Annotated in this window: 17 protein-coding genes and 1 riboswitch; of the genes, 10 read left to right on the top strand and 7 right to left on the bottom strand. The window is 47.9% G+C overall.

The window, feature by feature from the left end; genetic code table 11:
- The first annotated feature begins 34 nt into the window (after positions 1–34).
- From QMA13_RS27260 to QMA13_RS27230, 7 genes are all read left to right on the top strand, one after another.
- Positions 35–646: an undecaprenyl-diphosphatase gene (locus QMA13_RS27260; protein ID WP_282936831.1), complete on the top strand. Its 612-nt coding sequence runs from the start codon at positions 35–37 to the stop codon at positions 644–646.
- A gap of 268 nt (positions 647–914) precedes the next feature.
- Positions 915–1,685, top strand: coding sequence for an IclR family transcriptional regulator (locus QMA13_RS27255; RefSeq protein WP_282936830.1), 771 nt, complete (start codon positions 915–917; stop codon positions 1,683–1,685).
- 72 nt (positions 1,686–1,757) lie between these two features.
- Positions 1,758–2,693 (top strand): nucleoside hydrolase, encoded by a 936-nt coding sequence (locus tag QMA13_RS27250; RefSeq protein WP_282936829.1) that lies wholly within the window; start codon positions 1,758–1,760, stop codon positions 2,691–2,693.
- An 18-nt stretch (positions 2,694–2,711) separates the two neighbouring features.
- Positions 2,712–3,638, top strand: coding sequence for a carbohydrate ABC transporter permease (locus QMA13_RS27245; RefSeq protein ID WP_282936828.1), 927 nt, complete (start codon positions 2,712–2,714; stop codon positions 3,636–3,638).
- A gap of 21 nt (positions 3,639–3,659) precedes the next feature.
- Positions 3,660–4,928 (top strand): ABC transporter substrate-binding protein, encoded by a 1,269-nt coding sequence (locus QMA13_RS27240; RefSeq protein ID WP_282936827.1) that lies wholly within the window; start codon positions 3,660–3,662, stop codon positions 4,926–4,928.
- A gap of 129 nt (positions 4,929–5,057) precedes the next feature.
- Entirely contained in the window at positions 5,058–5,876 is an 819-nt protein-coding gene (locus tag QMA13_RS27235; protein WP_282936826.1) for a carbohydrate ABC transporter permease, read from the top strand.
- A 31-nt stretch (positions 5,877–5,907) separates the two neighbouring features.
- Entirely contained in the window at positions 5,908–7,245 is a 1,338-nt protein-coding gene (locus QMA13_RS27230) for an amidohydrolase family protein (protein ID WP_282936825.1), read from the top strand.
- 105 nt (positions 7,246–7,350) lie between these two features.
- On the opposite strand, the gene QMA13_RS27225 is transcribed toward QMA13_RS27230, so the two are convergent.
- The 6 genes from QMA13_RS27225 to QMA13_RS27200 all read right to left on the bottom strand — a co-directional run bounded on the left by QMA13_RS27225 (position 7,351) and on the right by QMA13_RS27200 (position 12,349).
- Complete coding sequence (locus QMA13_RS27225; protein WP_282936824.1) at positions 7,351–7,443, bottom strand: YjcZ family sporulation protein; 93 nt, start codon at positions 7,441–7,443, stop codon at positions 7,351–7,353.
- Positions 7,444–7,574: 131 nt separating this feature from the next.
- Positions 7,575–8,948: a hypothetical protein gene (locus tag QMA13_RS27220; protein ID WP_282936823.1), complete on the bottom strand. Its 1,374-nt coding sequence runs from the start codon at positions 8,946–8,948 to the stop codon at positions 7,575–7,577.
- Between the two features lie 123 nt (positions 8,949–9,071).
- Entirely contained in the window at positions 9,072–9,605 is a 534-nt protein-coding gene (locus tag QMA13_RS27215; RefSeq protein ID WP_282936822.1) for a DUF1572 family protein, read from the bottom strand.
- A 101-nt stretch (positions 9,606–9,706) separates the two neighbouring features.
- Complete coding sequence (locus QMA13_RS27210; RefSeq protein WP_282936821.1) at positions 9,707–10,024, bottom strand: SPW repeat domain-containing protein; 318 nt, start codon at positions 10,022–10,024, stop codon at positions 9,707–9,709.
- A gap of 179 nt (positions 10,025–10,203) precedes the next feature.
- Positions 10,204–11,052 (bottom strand): CAP domain-containing protein, encoded by an 849-nt coding sequence (locus QMA13_RS27205; protein ID WP_282943583.1) that lies wholly within the window; start codon positions 11,050–11,052, stop codon positions 10,204–10,206.
- 8 nt (positions 11,053–11,060) lie between these two features.
- Positions 11,061–11,195: riboswitch (cyclic di-AMP (ydaO/yuaA leader) on the bottom strand.
- A gap of 176 nt (positions 11,196–11,371) precedes the next feature.
- Positions 11,372–12,349, bottom strand: a complete 978-nt coding sequence (locus tag QMA13_RS27200) for a hypothetical protein (RefSeq protein ID WP_282936820.1) — start codon at positions 12,347–12,349, stop codon at positions 11,372–11,374.
- 170 nt (positions 12,350–12,519) lie between these two features.
- Here QMA13_RS27200 and QMA13_RS27195 point away from each other — a divergent pair, with 170 nt between their 5' ends.
- From QMA13_RS27195 to fdhD, 3 genes are all read left to right on the top strand, one after another.
- The gene (locus QMA13_RS27195; RefSeq protein WP_282936819.1) at positions 12,520–12,882 is read left to right on the top strand and encodes a Na-translocating system protein MpsC family protein; all 363 of its coding nucleotides are present in this window, start codon (positions 12,520–12,522) and stop codon (positions 12,880–12,882) included.
- A 165-nt stretch (positions 12,883–13,047) separates the two neighbouring features.
- Positions 13,048–15,399, top strand: coding sequence for an FdhF/YdeP family oxidoreductase (locus QMA13_RS27190; protein ID WP_282936818.1), 2,352 nt, complete (start codon positions 13,048–13,050; stop codon positions 15,397–15,399).
- Positions 15,400–15,405: 6 nt separating this feature from the next.
- Positions 15,406–16,191, top strand: a complete 786-nt coding sequence (gene fdhD, locus QMA13_RS27185; RefSeq protein ID WP_282936817.1) for a formate dehydrogenase accessory sulfurtransferase FdhD — start codon at positions 15,406–15,408, stop codon at positions 16,189–16,191.
- Between the two features lie 7 nt (positions 16,192–16,198).
- Here the strand turns inward: fdhD and lepB are convergent, their stop codons facing one another.
- Positions 16,199–16,672, bottom strand: coding sequence for a signal peptidase I (gene lepB / locus QMA13_RS27180; RefSeq protein ID WP_282936816.1), 474 nt, complete (start codon positions 16,670–16,672; stop codon positions 16,199–16,201).
- Between the last annotated feature and the right edge of the window lie 194 nt (positions 16,673–16,866).

Here is a 16,866-nt window from a genome sequence, read left to right as displayed (position 1 = left end):
ATCCAATCATCTTGATTTGGATGGGGGATCAGTCTTGAACTACGCGATTTTTCAATTTATTAATCAATTTGCAGGGCAGTACGGCTGGCTGGACGGCATGATGGTATTTTTTGCGCGCGATTTGGTTTATGTCATGCTGGCGATTTTGGTTGTACTATGGCTTAGCGGCCGCAGTGTGAACCAAAAAGGGGTCTTTTACGGCTGCTTATCCGCTGCATTAGCGATTCTGGTTGCGGGGTGGATTATTTCGCCTATCGTCGGACATCCGAGACCTTTTGTCGAGCATCAGGTCCATCAATTGGTTCCGCATGCGGCAGACCCATCGTTTCCTAGCGATCACACCACCTTCACGTTCGCGATTGCCTTTACGGTATGGCTGCTGCTGAAGCGCCGGATGGGTGCAGTTATGTTGGTGTTGGCCTGCCTGACCGGAATTGGGCGGGTGTACGTTGGGGTTCATTACCCTGCGGACATAGCAGGTGGAATCATCCTCGCGTTATTAGCCAGCATGGCGGTCGTTAAATACAGAGGATATGCCGAGCCGCTGGCCAAAATTTGCATAGGAATCTACAATAAAATCGCTTCGCGAATCTCGTTTTTGCCTGTTGGGGATAGAGCCAAAGTCCAGTCCCAAGATGCGAATTAGTCATACAACAAAGAAGCCTGTAGTCCTTTTATAAAAAGGATTGCAGGCTTTTTCTTCTTGACATGGGAAGGGGTATGGGGTGGAAAAACGGATGGAGTCTCATACCCTATACACTCCCCACGGTCAAACGTATGGGGTCACAGGAAGATGTTATATATGGCAATTTTTTTCAAATAAAGGATTGCGTTCGACATAAAATGAGATATAATAAAAAAAGTGATTATCATAACAGAACGCCGTCCTTATTTGCGGAACGAAAGGTCGTATTATGGCAGAGAACGTTAAGAAGACCGCTATTCTAGAAACCGGGGATCGCATCTTAAGAATGCTTGAATGCTTCACCGTAGATAAACCCGAGTGGGGAGTTACTGAGCTTGGTGAACACTTAGGCCTATACAAGAGTGTCGTTCATCGCATGCTGGTGACTCTGGAGCACCGCGGGTTTGTTAGCAAAAATCCGGTTACCCAAAAATATGTGCTGGGAATCAGGTTATTTGAGCTGGGTACTATAGTAGCTAATCAAATGAACCTGCGCACGGTAGCCAAGCCGATTATGGAGAAGCTGTGCGAAAGCACGGGAGAAACCGTTATGCTCATGATTGCCGACGGGCTGGAAGGCATATGTATAGAGAAAGTCGAAAGCTCGCAAAGTGTACGGTACACCTCTCCACTAGGCAAAAGAGTTTCTTTGCATGCGGGAGCTACTACAAAGATATTACTAGCAAACTTGTCTCCCGACAAGATAAACCAGATTATATCCCAAGGCTTGGAAAAGTTCACGGAATATACAATCGTCGATCCGTCTGAATTGTTGGATCATTTGCAAACGATAAGAGAACAAGGCTACTGCATTTCTTCAAACGATTTCTCGCTAGGCGGGATGGGGATTGCCGTTCCTATACGTGATCATACGGGCGAGGTTATTGCAGGCTTGTCTATATCTGGACTGGAATTTAGAATGGTTAAAATTACGGACGACCTACTACTTCAATGCCTTAATGCAGCAGACCTTATTTCCAAAAGACTCGGAGGCATATAAATTTTTTTTGGAATCATTGAAGAACGGTGTCCTTGAAATAAGAACGTTAATGATGACAAAGGAGGAAAAAGGGTGCGCAAAGTTATTTTGGATGTGGATACGGGCGTTGACGATGCATTGGCTATCGCCTACGCTACAGCCTCGCCGGAAGTGGAATTGCTTGGCGTAACAACGACCTATGGCATGGCTCCTGCAGAATGCTCAGCCCGCAATACGCTTCTTGTGCTTGAACAGCTCAAATGCGATGTACCGGTATTCCGGGGTGCTGAACAGCCGCTGATTCGAACGCGCCAATATAGCGGAACGTTTCACGGAACGGATGGACTGGGCAATGTTGTACGAAGCGAGCCTAAGCGGGCAGCTTCCGGCATGCATGCCGTTGATTTCATCATCGAGCAGGTGCGCAAGCACGGACGTGATTTGACGCTCGTTACGACAGCGCCGTTAACGAATCTTGCGCTTGCTATCCAAAAGGCGCCCGATATCGTCGGTCGAATCGGCCGCGTCGTTACGATGGGTGGAGCGGTAGCGACGCCGGGGAATGTAACGAAATTTGCAGAAGCGAACATCATTATTGATCCCCATGCCGCACAGAAGGTATTCTCCTCTGAGCTGCCGATTACGCTTGTGGGACTCGATGTGACGAGAAAAACCGTGCTGCGTCAGGAAGAGGTAGAGCGTTGGAGGGAGAAGAACACTCCTTGCAGCACATTTTTCGCTGATTTCACGAAATATTATATACAAGCTTACAAAGTAAACCATCCTTACTTAAAGGGCTGTGCGCTGCATGATCCGCTTGCTGTTGGTATCGCTGTCCACCCTGAACTGGTGAATATGGTTCCGATGTATATCGAGGTCGATCTTGAAGAGGATGCGCTTGGCCGAACGACCGAAGATTTGCGTCGTAAATCTCCCGGCGGGCCTAACACGAATGTCTGCATGGAAGTGGATGCCGAACGCTTCGTATCCCGCTTTCTCAGCCGAATCGATCAAGCTTTTAGTAGATAATAGGAGGATTGGACTCTAATGAGCAAGCCCAGTAAGACCGCCGCACGATCGGGATTGTTAAAGCGATTTGACCGGCTGTCCGATTCGGCTGCAGCGGGCATCTATTTGACACCTACCTATATTTTGTTGGCTATGACCATCTTGTTTCCTATGGTTTACGCGCTATTTCTATCTTTTACCAAAATGGATTTTGTGTCCGGGCGCGCCCATTTTACTTTCGTGGGACTAGATAATTACGCGAGACTGCTGAGTGACCTGAGAATTCCTAACGTGCTTTTGCAAACCTTTTTATTTACGGCTGCCAAAGTGGTCGGAACGCTTCTCATTGCTTTTGGAATCGCGCTTACGATTTTCCATGGCATATGGGGAGGCGAGTTTTTTAAGAAAATTTTTCTGATTCCATGGGCGTTATCCAATGTCGTTAACGGTCTTATGTGGAAGTGGATGTATAACGGCAACAACGGGATTATTAATGAGCTTATGCTGAAGCTGGGTCTCATTAATGAATATAAATCATGGTTGGCTGAAGGGTCGACGGCGCTAGGCGCGGTCATTGTAGCGGACATTTGGAAAAGCGTCCCATTCGCAGCCCTCATTTTGCTTGCCGGTCTGCAGACGATTTCCAAAGAGCTTTACGATGCCGGGCAAGTGGACGGCGCAGGAACGATCCAGCGCTTCTTCCATATTACACTGCCATCGCTGCGACCCGTTCTAATGGTACTGTTCGTCATGGAAACGATGTGGGCGCTTCGGGCGTTCGACATCATTTGGGTGCTGACTCAAGGAGGCCCACTGGATGCCACAATGGTCATCAACGTCTATGCTTACGAGCAAGCTTTCCGTAATTTTGACATGGGCTACGGCTCCGCACTGGCATTCTTTATTACGCTTTGTACACTGCTTTTCACTGCAGTTTACTTAAAAACAATAGGTAAAAATGATTAGGACAAACAGGGGGAACGAAACATGGAGAAGAAGCATTTGAAATGGTTAAAAATGGGGGTTGTCGGCGCAGTATCTGCGTCACTGCTGGCTGGATGCGGTGCACCGGCCGATCAAGACAAAGTTGTCGGAAAGGATCAGGACAACAAGGAAATTACTGTACTTTATTTGGACGAGCCGTTCTGGAAGCAGCAGAATGAGGAATTCACCAAAGCGACGGGAATTAAAGTAAATTATGAAACGGTTCCGTTCATGCAGCTTCACGATAAAGTGTTCGTTTCGTTTACGGCAGGCGGCAGTGAATATGACGTAGTGCATGTACGCGACGACTGGGCAACTGAGTTTGCCTCCAAAGGCTTTCTTGAGCCGCTGGATTCCTATGTTACGGACGATATGAAAAAACGTCTGAATCCGCAAACGATGGAAGCTATGTCTTACAAAGGCAAGCAGTATGCGATTCCTCGTTATGTATGGTTGTGGCAGTTCTACTACAACAAGACATTGATCCCTGAAGCACCGAAAACTTGGGATGAGTTGATTACTGCTGCTCAAAAAATAAAAGCAGATAAGGTTTCTCCTTATGCGGAATCATTGGGCGGAACGATTTCTTACTCCAGTTTCATTGTTCACTTGCGTTCCAATGGAGGCGAATTCTGGGATTACCAAAATGACCGTCCTACGTTCAATAGTCCAGAAGGATTAGCCGCTCTGCAGATGATGACGGATATGAATCTTAAATATAACATCATGAGCCCGCAATCCAAGGAGTTCAGCAGCTCCGGCGCTATGGCGGAAGTACTGACTCAAGGCACTATCGCTATGAACATGAATACGCCGCAAACTTTGCCGATGTCTAACGACAAGGAGAAATCCAAGGTCGTAGGTCAAATGGGCGTGGCCCTGATTCCAGGTTCCAAGCTGAAAACCGCTTCGTACGGCGAAACGGGCGGTCTGGCAATTCCAGCTTCCTCGAAGAAAAAAGAGTGGGCTATGGAGTATATCAAATTCGTAACAAACGCTGAGCAGCAAAAGAAAATGTCTCTGGCTAACGGTAAAATCCCTAGTGACGATGCTATGGTGAAGGATGCCGAGCTGCAAGCTAAATATCCGCAATATGCCCTGCTTCCTGAGCAAATGCAGTATCCGTTCGGACTGTTCCGCCACGAACAAGCTACCAAAATTACGGATGAGCTGTCCCGTAACATCTTGGCAGCGGTAATGGGAAAAGTAACGCCAGAGCAGGCGCTTAAAGATGCAGAGCAAAAAATATTGGCCATGATCGGAAAAAAATAAAGTTCCTTGAGATTTCTTAAGGGTGTGGCCGTTAGTCGCAGACGGGAATTTCTAAGGCGAAAGTCTTGGGATTCCCGAATTCTGCAGCCAAACGGTCAACAATTCTCTAACGAGGGGATGTATTTGAGTGTGAAGTACGCTAAAAAAGCGGTTCAGGTCATGATCTCGATTATATTAATGATCTTTATCCTGTTTCCTGTCCTATGGCTGCTGCTGTCGAGCGTCAAGCTGCCGCTTGATTTGTTCAGTAATCCTCCGAAAATATGGCCAAGCGAATGGACCATCAAATACTATATTCAGCTGCTGAAGGAAAAATCGTTTACATCCGCCATGCTGAACAGCTTTATCGTTTCGGGCTTTACGACGGCGATATCGTTGTCCATTGGGTCGCTTGGCGCTTACGCGTTCGCGCGGTTCCAGTTTCCGCGTAAAAATGCTTTTTTTCTGACAGTGCTTGCGTCGCAGATGCTTCCGCACATGGCGCTGTTAATTCCTCTGTTTATGATTATGAGAATCACAGGATTGTTGTATACGCATGTGGGCTTAATTTTGACTTATATTAGTTTTTCCCTTCCTTATGTGGTTTGGATGTTCCGAGCTTTTATTATCTCGATTCCTTATGAGATAGAAGAGGCGGCCAAGCTGGATGGTTGTACTCGACTGCAGATTATACGAAAAATCGTGCTGCCGCTTTCCATGGGTGGTCTGGTAACGACGGGAATTTTCGTCTTTATGGGCGCATGGAACGAATTTTTGTTTGCCAGCGCAATGACGAATATGAATATTAAGACGCTATCCGTGCGGATGGCGGAGTTTATAGGGGAAGATCGGGTCGCTTACGAAATCATGTTCCCTGCCGGTATAGTCGGTAGTCTGCCGGTACTGCTTCTGGTGCTGTTCTTCCAGAAGTTTATCGTTAGAGGGTTGACTGACGGCGGCGTAAAATGATGCAGAACAGGCATAGAAAAAAGGTGATGACATGAAGTGCGATTTGTTGATTAAAGATTGCAGCGTTATGACGCCCGATTTTAAAATCGCCGATAACCGTGCCATAGCAGTAGACGGCACGCGCATTGTCGAGATCGGGCCAAGCGCTGAGATGATAGCTAAGTATCAACCGATAGAAACATTATCAGGCAAAGGTAAGCTGTGTATGCCCGGACTCGTGGACGCCCACACGCATACCTGCCAGCAATTGTTAAAGGGCCGGACGATGGACGAGCTTCCGATGATTTGGTCGCGAATTCTCGTGCCGTTCGAGGGTAATATGAATGAAGAGGATGTCCGAGTCAGTGCGGAAATGAGCTGTCTTGAGATGATCAAATCCGGAACGACCGCCTTCGCGGATGCCGGTGGCGTACACATGCACAAGGTTGCGGAAGCTGCTGTACAATCGGGCATGAGAGCGGCAATTACCCGGTCTAGCATCGATATCGGCGATTTTTTGCCGGATACAATGAAGCAGCCGCTTGAAACTATAATGGATAATAATGAATGGCTGTACCGCACCTACAACGGAGCTGGGGACGGAAGAGTCCATATCTGGTTCGGCATTCGCCAGGTGATGTCGTGCTCGCCTGAGCTGATTCAAGCAGCGGCCGAGAAGGCGCGCCAGTACAATACAGGCTTGCACATGCATTTAGCCGAGCATCGGGATGAAGTGCGTTACTGCCTGGAACGATATAAGAAACGTCCAGTCGAGTATCTCGATTCTCTCGGCGCCTTGGGCCCTAATTTATTGACGGCTCACAACGTGGTGTATTCCGAGCATGAATTGGAAATCTTAAAAGACCGTGGCGTGAAGATCGTTCATTGCCCGCGTGCTAACTTTAATTCCCACGGCTTCCCGAAAACGCCGCGCATGATCGAAATGGGTATGTCAATCGGTATGGGAAGCGACGGAGCCTCCGGCTCCAATTTGAGCTTATTCGATGAAATGCGGGTTTTCCGCTCCGGGCTTCACGCCTATTGGGGGCTCCCGGTGTTCGATCCGCTTGTTATTCCGGTCGAGGAGCTCCTCAAAATGGTTACGATAGGTGGAGCCAGTGCGCTCCAGCTTGCGCATGAGATAGGAACCATTGAGACGGGCAAGAAAGCCGACCTCATTCTGATTGATCTGGATCAGCCGCATATTACTCCGACTCGCATTCTGATTAATACCATCGTGGAGTCGGTCACGAGCCGTGACGTAGAGGATGTTATTATCGACGGCAAGGTCGTCATGAAAAACCGTGAGGTATTGACGTTAGACGAAGAACGCATTATGTACGAGAGCAAAGTGACTATGGACGCCATGGCTAGAAAAGCAGGGATTTAAGGCTTCAGACCAAGACAGCGTTTAAGATTAAAATAGAATTGTGTCAAAATAAAACCGGTCCCTCACTCGCGGGACCGGTTTTTGTACTTATATGCAGTTATAAGATTAGATCCAAGAGCGACTTACAATAACCAACAGGATAAAGAGAACCAAGATGACACCAACGCTTGTAAATCCTCCAAAACATGATCCGCCCATTGTAATTCTCCTCTCATGTTCATTTTAGGAAGGGTTATACTCAATCCCAAAATAATTATATGTTCAAAGGACTTTAAATGATTGGATCGTTGCCCCTATCGGATAAATGGGGCGTCAATATATATGGTGTGTCAGTAAGCCAGCTGAGTCAGTTCTCCAGTGACAGCATCGCAAATCCAATCGCAGTCAAGCAACGTGTATACAAGAAGAGCATTTCTTCGCTCATCAGGTGAGTGTCTATCCTTAAAGCGATAGGTCAGAGTCAATTGAACGTGGGGATAAAGCTGCTCCCACGCGGTTTCGGCTACTATCTGAGGTTCACAGCACCCGAGATTCTTGGTTCGCTCCTTCTCTTTATCACCACGGCGTGCCTGAAACAGCTTTAGCGCATCCATGACATGAGTAACGTTCCAGGTGTCTCGGTCGATGAATAGTCCAATCTTGCCGCCCATAATAGGGATACCATGCAGAAAACGTTGAATTTCTACTTTAATTTGATTTCCTTGCATACTCTCTACGATTTGGCCATTTGCCCTGTGTATAAATGCGAACTGCCAAGGCTCCTCCGACACCGATTCCTTAAGGTAGGACACCGCGATATCCTGAGCTTTAGTAATCTCTTCTTCCGTGATAACGGGATAGAACGGATGGGGCTCTGTCAAATCGACATCGGTTACTTGATCATCGAGCTTTAAGACCTCATACTGAGCTTCGGAAAATACGGGCTTACGTACGATATGGATCGTTTGGTTGCGCTGGGGCAGAGACGTATCCAAATCGATAATTTCAATAAAGTCACTCTTATCCGTACAGATCAACTGTCCTGAAACAGCATCATAAACATCTTCCCGGCATATATAGAAGGGATGGTCTGATGGAAGGAACAGATTCAAATAACAGAGCGATAGCTGACTTTGGTCGAGCTGCTCCTTGAACTTCTCCTTCGGAATCACCTCATGGCTATCCGCAAAATCGCAAGCATCCCAAACACACCATAAATGAGTCAGATCGAAGGCTTGGTTCAGAGTAATGTGCAGAGCTTGGTGGCTGCTTACGGGAATCCCGTCGTGCTTCCTTCCGTAAACAAAATCATAGCGGTTTTCGCCGATGATCATTTTTTTGCGTAAATCCAGCTCTTTCGAATCTATTGGCAAGCCAAGCTTCTGGATCCATTGAACGATATAGGGGAAGAGACTCTCGTATTTATCGTTCTCCAGCTCTTCCTGCGGTTCCTTGTCTTTGTCTCTATCGTCATGGCGGTAAAAAGCAATCGGCTGGCCGGTAACGGCATCCAGCTCGGCACGGATCGTATTTGGATTGACCAGCATATTCTCATCCAGTACCGGCTCACCTTGCTTGTTCCACTCTAATTCAACCTTGTAATAAGGGGATTGTTCGGGTGAAGAATTGCGGTATATACCGCTTGAGATCAATTCGTGCGAATCGGGAATATGAATCCACTCACGAACCTTTGCTATAGCCTGCTGAATAGTAAGTAGTTTCATTTTAAGCAGCTCTCCTTTCTCTTATTATGTTACATACGACTTTTTTATTGCATGGTTGCCCGAATATAGAAAAAAGCCGCAAACTCCTCGGAATTTGCAGCCTGGATATTCAACTATAGTCATTTAGGGCTTGAATGCTTTCGATTGCCCGCGGGCAATGCTGAGTGTTTGCCAATGATGGCTGCTCAGGTGCTTAGCAAGGAATACGATTTGACCTACGTGATACCCATAGTGGGAAACTTGACGTTGGATTGCCTTCACTACGGTGTGAGCCTCGCCGCGAATGTTGATATTTCGAAGCATATCGTCCGGCTTTAATTGAGCCAACGTATCGAACAATACAGCCCAGCCTTCCTCCCAAAGCGCCAAGAGTGCTGCTCTGTCCAGTCCTTTGGCCTCGAATTCCCCATCCCGATTTCGGGTTGGCTTTTCTCCGTCGGATGTCAAGAAGTCGGTCCAGCGAGAAAGCATATTACCGTGCATATGAAGAATCATGATTTCAAGTGAATTCGATTCTTTGTCCAGAACATGATGAAATTGGGAGTCGTCGATTTGCTCCATAGCTCTGTCTGCCAATTTCTTCATGCTTTGAAATGCTTGAATGCTTTCCTGCAAAAATACTTCGCTTACAGACGCCGATTGCTCAGGCTGCACCATACTCCTCATCTCCTAATCCATTAAAGTACATTCTAACGATAAAGGAAACCTCGCAGATTGTACACTAGAATGTTTTTATAAGGAGCATAATGGAATTTTATTCAATCCTCATTCATTGTATAGTAATTCAGCATGACACTTGTTATGCCGAGCACAATATAAATGACATATTCACCCAAGCCCGATAAATACGCGAAAGGGAAAATGACAAACCAAACGCCAGCCAGCATCGAACACCAGTTCAGCCAAGAGTTCCAGCCGGATTTTTTGAATATAAAAGCAAGAAGCGAGGCGATGAATTGAATGGAACCAAAGACGACACTAGTTATTACGGCACTTTCATGAGCAAAATGAATCCAATTTGGGCCAAACACAAACAAGAGACCAATCAACGCAGCCAACAAATTTTTAACCGCCATGATTACACCTCCCGAGAAATGGGGATAGCTATGAACACCTCAATACTGAAATAGGGGTTTATACTATGTATATGCAAACGGTTACAAAATGTTCGGTGCTTGGCAAAAAAAAGGGTTATCCAAAAGCAAAGCCCCCGATGCATGAAGCATCGAGGGCCGTGGCATAATAATCTTATGAATTAGTTCGCAATAAACTCTTGTACCCATTCGCCATTGTAGTAAGCAACACCGATTTTAGTGTAGTTAGGGCTCATGATGTTTTGACGGTGACCTTCGCTATTCATCCAGGCATTCATAACCTCTTGAGGGTTACGTTGGCCTTTTGCAATGTTTTCACCTGCATAGGAGTAGCTGATTCCGTATTGCTTCATCATGTCAAATGGAGAACCGTACGTAGGAGAAGTATGGTCAAAGTAATTTTTGTTGTACATATCTTTAGCTTTGTCCATAGCCATGTTAGCCAGTTTGCTGTCGGAAGTTAATGCAGGAAGACCTGATTTGGCACGCTCTTGGTTTACCAAAGTAACGACTTGATCTGCATAAGCAGATTGGGAGTCAGTTGCAGTTTCTTGGGAACCGCTGTTGTTTTCACTTCCACTGCCATTATTAGTAGTACCGCTGCCCGTATCACCGGAGTTTCCTTTATCGCCACCGTTATCTGTAGTACCGCTGCCGTTATCGGAGCCGTTATCTACAGTGCCGGAGCCGGATCCAGTGTTTCCGGTATTGCCGCCAGTACCTTGGCCGCAGTTAAGGTTTAAGTTCGGGAAGTTTTTCCAGATAACTCCTGCAAGTGCTTTTCCATCCTGACCCTTCAACAAGGAACTCAAATCGATGTTTCCGAAATTCCCTTGACCCTGACCTTGGCCTTTTAACAAGGAATTCAGATCGATTCCATATTTTTGTGTGATTGTCGACAAATCATTAGCAGACACATTATTCGCCGGTGCGGCGGAAACGGCGCTAACGCCGATGATTGGACTAAGGGCCAGTACACCTGTCAATACAACTTTCTTAAAACGGTTCAACAAAAAAATCCTCTCCTTTTCGCGGCCTGCGAGGTTAGCTGACGGATTCGGGTCAAAGAGCAATCACCCTACCACAATTGTGGCTTCACCCCATTGAATGGGTCCCCCGTGCTTTTATAAAAAAGCTTCGGCCTTTAGTTTTTTTTGTGCTCTTCTACCCAGATCATTATCGGATCCCGCTGGGCTCTCTTGAGCCACTTCATTGTAGCACGTGCCTATACAGATTTCACGGCACAAAGTCTTCCAACATTGGATGAGCATGCTTAATAGCTCTTATTCATATAGAAAAAGAGCTGTCAGATTGTGAAGCCATGAAGCTTCATATGTGTATGTGGAACTCCGGTGGGGTAGCCCATGTCATCAACTTAGGCAAAGCGATCAATCTATCACTCAACAGCTCCAAGCTTCCATTGTGGATAGTCCATAGCGATTCGACTTGCGCAAGCATATTGGCGTGCCAAGCACCCGAGATGTACTGAACGCCGCGCAGTTCGTAGATACCGTCACGATCTATATCTTCGGGAGTTAGGCTTACGAAGTCGTCCACCGCTCCTTGTTCCTTATGGTTCAACAGCTTGCCGTTGGCATCGTACAGCTCAAGTCGGACGTAATCTTCTTTAGAAGAACTCGCGTCGATGATGTTGGTTTTACCGGTGATAGCATTTGTGACGGTTATCTTATAGTTATCCGCGAATCGGATGTCCAGGGGAAGTCCTGCGTTAAGGACCTTTTCGTCTAACTTATCTACTAATGACGCCCCTTTGTACGAGAGTAACTGGTATGTAGAGGTGCCGCCGCTTCCCATAGTTGCCGTAGTAACCAGAATATCGTTGACCGATTCGGAGTCGAACCGACCGATAAATAAGTAGGATTCATATCCCTCATTAAAAGTACCTACGGAGCGGAGGGCATAATCTCCGGTTGCTCCGTTCTTTACTGCGACTTGAATAGAGGAGGCGTATATATGGTCTGGTGTCTCCTTTTGCCCAACAAGCACGATATCATCACGGATCCCGTCCCCGTCTACATCGGCGTATTTGGCATCAAGCACAAATGTATTCTCTTCTATAGAGAGATTGTCGGGTGCAAATACACTATCCTTTTCAAAATGAGGGGATAGTGTCTGAACGTTAGCTCCGTTCTGTAGCTCTTCTGAAGGTGTATCGTTTGGTGCCTGCTCGGAGAGGGCAGCAACCGGTAGTTCTGTATTCAAGGGCTGGGCGGGAGTAGCTCCGACTCCTGACAGTAAAACTCCGCTAATCCAAACTGCTGCAACAATAGCCGCTAAATTGCTCATCCTTCTCGCTCTCCCATATCCAAACTGATCATCCGCTCATATCGAGTTACTAATTAGACGGGTTCAATCAAATAAAAGTTGCAAGCCTATTTTGCATGCAAATGGATTGAACAAAGCTAGGGTCCATGATAAAATTTGGTTGAAGATACGGTAAATGAGGGTATCCATTCATGAATAAAACGGAAGCGGAGTTCAGCAATTTAGTGAAAGCGTTTCGAAAACGCCATATGGGCAAAGGACCGCGTGAAATCCGCACGACCTTCTGCAAGCATTGGGCGATCTGCGAGATGGACGGCAATCTTTCACCCGTTGAGAAATTTATCGCCTCCGGAACCGACGGCAAGCAGGCTTTGCGCACCGCGCGCACGGAGATGGTGAAGGATATGTACAAGAATCATCCTCCAGTTGAAATGGAGCAGCTGCTCGGAGCTAAGTTTCTCGATCTGTTCGTTGATATTGATTTGGAAAAAGATTTCGGAATGTCCATTTTCGTATTCGATCAGGACATTCAAAGCAAATTTGCTGTGAAATAATTTCATCATGTGCCGTTGGCACTTAGCAGCGCACCTGCTTAAGACTAACCGCCGCAGTAGACACTTCCTTTTTTTATGCAACGTAAAAAGAGGGGCTGTTTGCTGCGGTTTTTCTATTGCTGAGCAATGGGTCGCAAATAACAAAGTATAGGTGGGAATGCATATATGGGAAAAACGAAGCACAACGGTCCGATTCGATTGCCGAAGCGGCCTGATCCGAAGCTGTGGGTCAGCAAGGCCCCGTTCGGGCTAGGGCAGGTAAAGCCGCACCATATTAAGGAAACCTTGAAGATCGCATGGGAAAACCGCGACCAGTTGCCTTATGCTTACCGCATTTTAACTCAAGGGGTGTGCGATGGCTGCGCATTAGGGGTGTCCGGTTTGTACGACCGGACCCTCGAAGGTCCTCATCTGTGCACGACAAGGCTGAACGTGCTGCGGCTGAATACGATGCCTCCGATTCGCCCTGAGGTGCTGCACCAGGATATCAGCGAGCTGGAGAGGCTGGATAGCACGGCTCTGCGCAAGCTCGGCCGCATTCCTTATCCGTTAATTCGCCGTAAAGGAGAAGCCCGGTTTTCGCGGTTGTCCTGGGATGAGGCTCTGGATACGATCGCGAGTAAAATTAAAACGATAGATCCTAAACAGCTGGCATTTTATTTGACAGCGCGCGGGATTACGAACGAATGCTATTACGCCGCAGCCAAGATAGCCCGTCTGCTTGGAACGAACAATATCGACAATGCTTCAAGGATATGCCATTCTCCGTCCAAGACGGCTCTGAAGCGTTCCGTAGGCATCGGGGCTTCAAGCTGTAATTACAAGGATTGGATCGGCACAGATGTGCTGGTGTTTTGGGGCAGTGTGGCGGCGAACAACCAGCCGGTTTCGACCAAATATATGTATGCCGCCAAGCGAAAAGGAACGAAAATTATCGTCATCAACCCTTATTACGAGCCTTCCATGGAGCAATATTGGATACCATCCATTCCAGAATCGGCGCTGTTTGGCACCAAGCTGACCGATGATTTTTATCAGGTGAATATCGGCGGGGATATTGCCTTCATGAACGGTGTTATGAAGCACTGGTTCGAGATGGAGGAGGCGCAGCCGGGAAACGCCGTCGATCATGCTTTTGTGAGTGAGCATACGAAGGGATACGAGGAGCTGAGAACGCATGTCATGAAGCAGGATTGGGCGCTGCTGGAGAAGTCTTCGGGGCTTACACAAGAACGAATGCTCCAATTTGCCCGACTGCTATCTGGTGCTCGCTCAGCGGTGTTTGTTTGGAGCATGGGGCTGACCCAGCATCGGTTTGGAACGGACAACATTTCGCAGGTTGCCAATCTAGCCCTGCTCCGAGGCTTCCTAGGCCGCGAGCATTGCGGTTTGATGCCGATTCGCGGGCATAGTGGAGTACAAGGCTCGGGTGAGATGGGCGCGGACCCATTCAGCTTGCCGGGCGGAGAGTACAAGGCGGGGGATATCGAACGAATCGAGCGTCTGTGGGGCTTCGAGCTGCCGAAATGGCAGGGGGATATCGTCGGCGTATCATTGGAGAACGCGCTCCTGCCGGATGACCATGAGCGCAGGCTGAAGGTGTTCTATACCTCCGGCGGCAATTTCCTGGAGACAATGCCGGATCCTGATTTCGTAAGGCAATGTCTGGAGCAAATCGATATCCGTGTCCATCAGGATATTGTGCTGAACACGTCCACGTTAACCGAAGCCAGCGAAGCGGTTATTGTCCTGCCGGCAATGACCCGATACGAGCAGCCGGGAGGAGGTACATCCACTTCAACGGAGCGAATGGTGTATTTCTCGCCTGAGATTGATGGCCCGAGAATCGGAGAAGCTCGCGCAGAATGGGTGATCTATGCCGAGCTCGCCGCCAAGGTGGACCCGGAGCATAGGCAGCGAGTAGGCTTTAGCAGCGCACAGCAAATCCGCGAAGAAATAGCGAAGGCGGTACCCTATTACGACGGGGTCCAGCACTTGGTGAAACGCGGAGATGTGTTTCAGTGGGGCGGAGCCTGGCTGTGTGAGGACGGCGTCTGCCCGACACCGGATGGCCGCGGCCAGCTGATCCCGATTGAGCTGCCGGAGCTGCGCAAGCCTGAGGGGCATTTCATGGTAACGACGCGTCGAGGGAAGCAATTCAATTCGATGATTTACAGCGAGAAGGATCCATTCAATGATGCGGATCGTTACGATGTTCTTATGCATGGCGAGGATGCAACCTGTCTTGGTCTTAAGGCCGGAGACGCAATCGTTGTCTACAACCGTTACGGGCTGCTGCACGGACGATGCAAGCCGGTTGCGATCCGGCGCGGCAATATTGAGGTGCATTGGCCGGAGGGCAACAGCCTGATCCCTAAAGGGGTATACGAGCCGCATGCGGGCATACCGGAATATAACATTGCGGCTGTAGTTGAGAAGGCGGAGACCTACCATGCCTTCAAGGATACAAGGTATGTGGAGAGAAGGATTGCGGAGCTTGAGACGGAAATGGAGTGACGGAGCATGGACAAATCGGTGACAGCGGCATGGACAATCGTGAAGTACGAAGGAGGGCGGCTTCAGGAACGGGAGGACGAGGTGGCTTCTGAGTTTCCGTTAACAATCAGGGTGGACGGCGAGGAATTCGCGACCATCGTCTGCTCTCCGTCCGACTTGGAGAATATGGTCGTCGGATTCCTTGCTTCCGAAGGGATGATCCGCTCCATGGAGGAAATTCGCAAGCTGTCCCTGGACCCGGACCGCGGCTACGCCGATGTGGAGCTGACCGCGGCGCAAAATACGGGCAAAGATTGGTACAATAAACGATTTATCGGCTCCTGCTGCGGCAAAAGCCGCCAGTTCTATTTCCATAACGATGCAAGAACCGCCAAAACCATTACATCCCGAATGACCATCACAGCGGAGCAATGCTTGGAATTAATGCGTGAACTTCAGCAGTGCTCGTCCGATTTCCGCAATACCGGTGGTGTTCATAACGCAGCGCTTGCCAGCACAGAGGAGCTGCAGATCGTCCGCTCGGATATCGGGCGGCATAATGCCTTGGATAAAATTTACGGTCACTGCTTGCAGCACCGAATTCCCTTAAAGGGCAAAGTGTTGGTGTTCAGCGGACGCGTCTCGTCCGAGGTGCTGCTCAAGACAGCCAAAATCGGAGTAGGCATCGTATTATCCAAATCCGCCCCGACGCAGCTTGCTCTTCAGTTGGCTCATGATTTGGGGATTACAGTGGTTGGATTCATCCGCGGCGATTCTTTCAATGTATACACGCATCACGAACGGCTTAGTTAGATAAGCGCTAATCGTTGACCTTGCCGAGAATCCGCTCGATGGAGACAGGGCCGATATCCCTGCTGTCGCTGCTGTTGGAACGATTATCTCCCAGAACGAAAACAGCATGTTCGGGAACAGTCATTTCTTTCATGTTTCTATAATTATAAGGAACTTTCTTTTTGGCAGCGTCCTGCAAAGCGGATTGAAGATAAGGCTCATAAAGAGGTTGACCATCAATGTATACGTTATCGCCTTCGATCCGCACCCTTTCTCCAGGCAGAGCGATCACCCGCTTAATATAGATTTTGTCTTTAGCCGCTTGAAAAACAATGACATCACCACGATGAAAGGAATGGTCCTTGTAGTAAACAGGGTCGACCGTAATTCTTTGATCCTGATAATAGTTAGGCTCCATGGAAGGGCCGGTAGTAACGTAAGGCTTGTGATGTTCTCCGTAAATAGTAGAAAAAGATAACAGTAACGCAAGGATTAGCTCCAACTCATTTCCTCTCCTCTTCATTTTCAGGATGGATATCATTTCTACACCATGGGACCGATTTCCTTGAAATACTAGGAGATATGTGGGAATAATGCGATTTATCAGGATGTTTTTAACTCTATTTTGTTTAAATCCTGAGATAAAGATTATTGTCGTTAGAGATATCCGTTGCTATGATAGACCGGAATGTAACG

Origin of the sequence: Paenibacillus sp. RC67 (assembly GCF_030020805.1) — a bacterium.
Classification (GTDB): domain Bacteria; phylum Bacillota; class Bacilli; order Paenibacillales; family NBRC-103111; genus Paenibacillus_S.
This window is presented reverse-complemented; position numbering and strand designations above follow the sequence as displayed.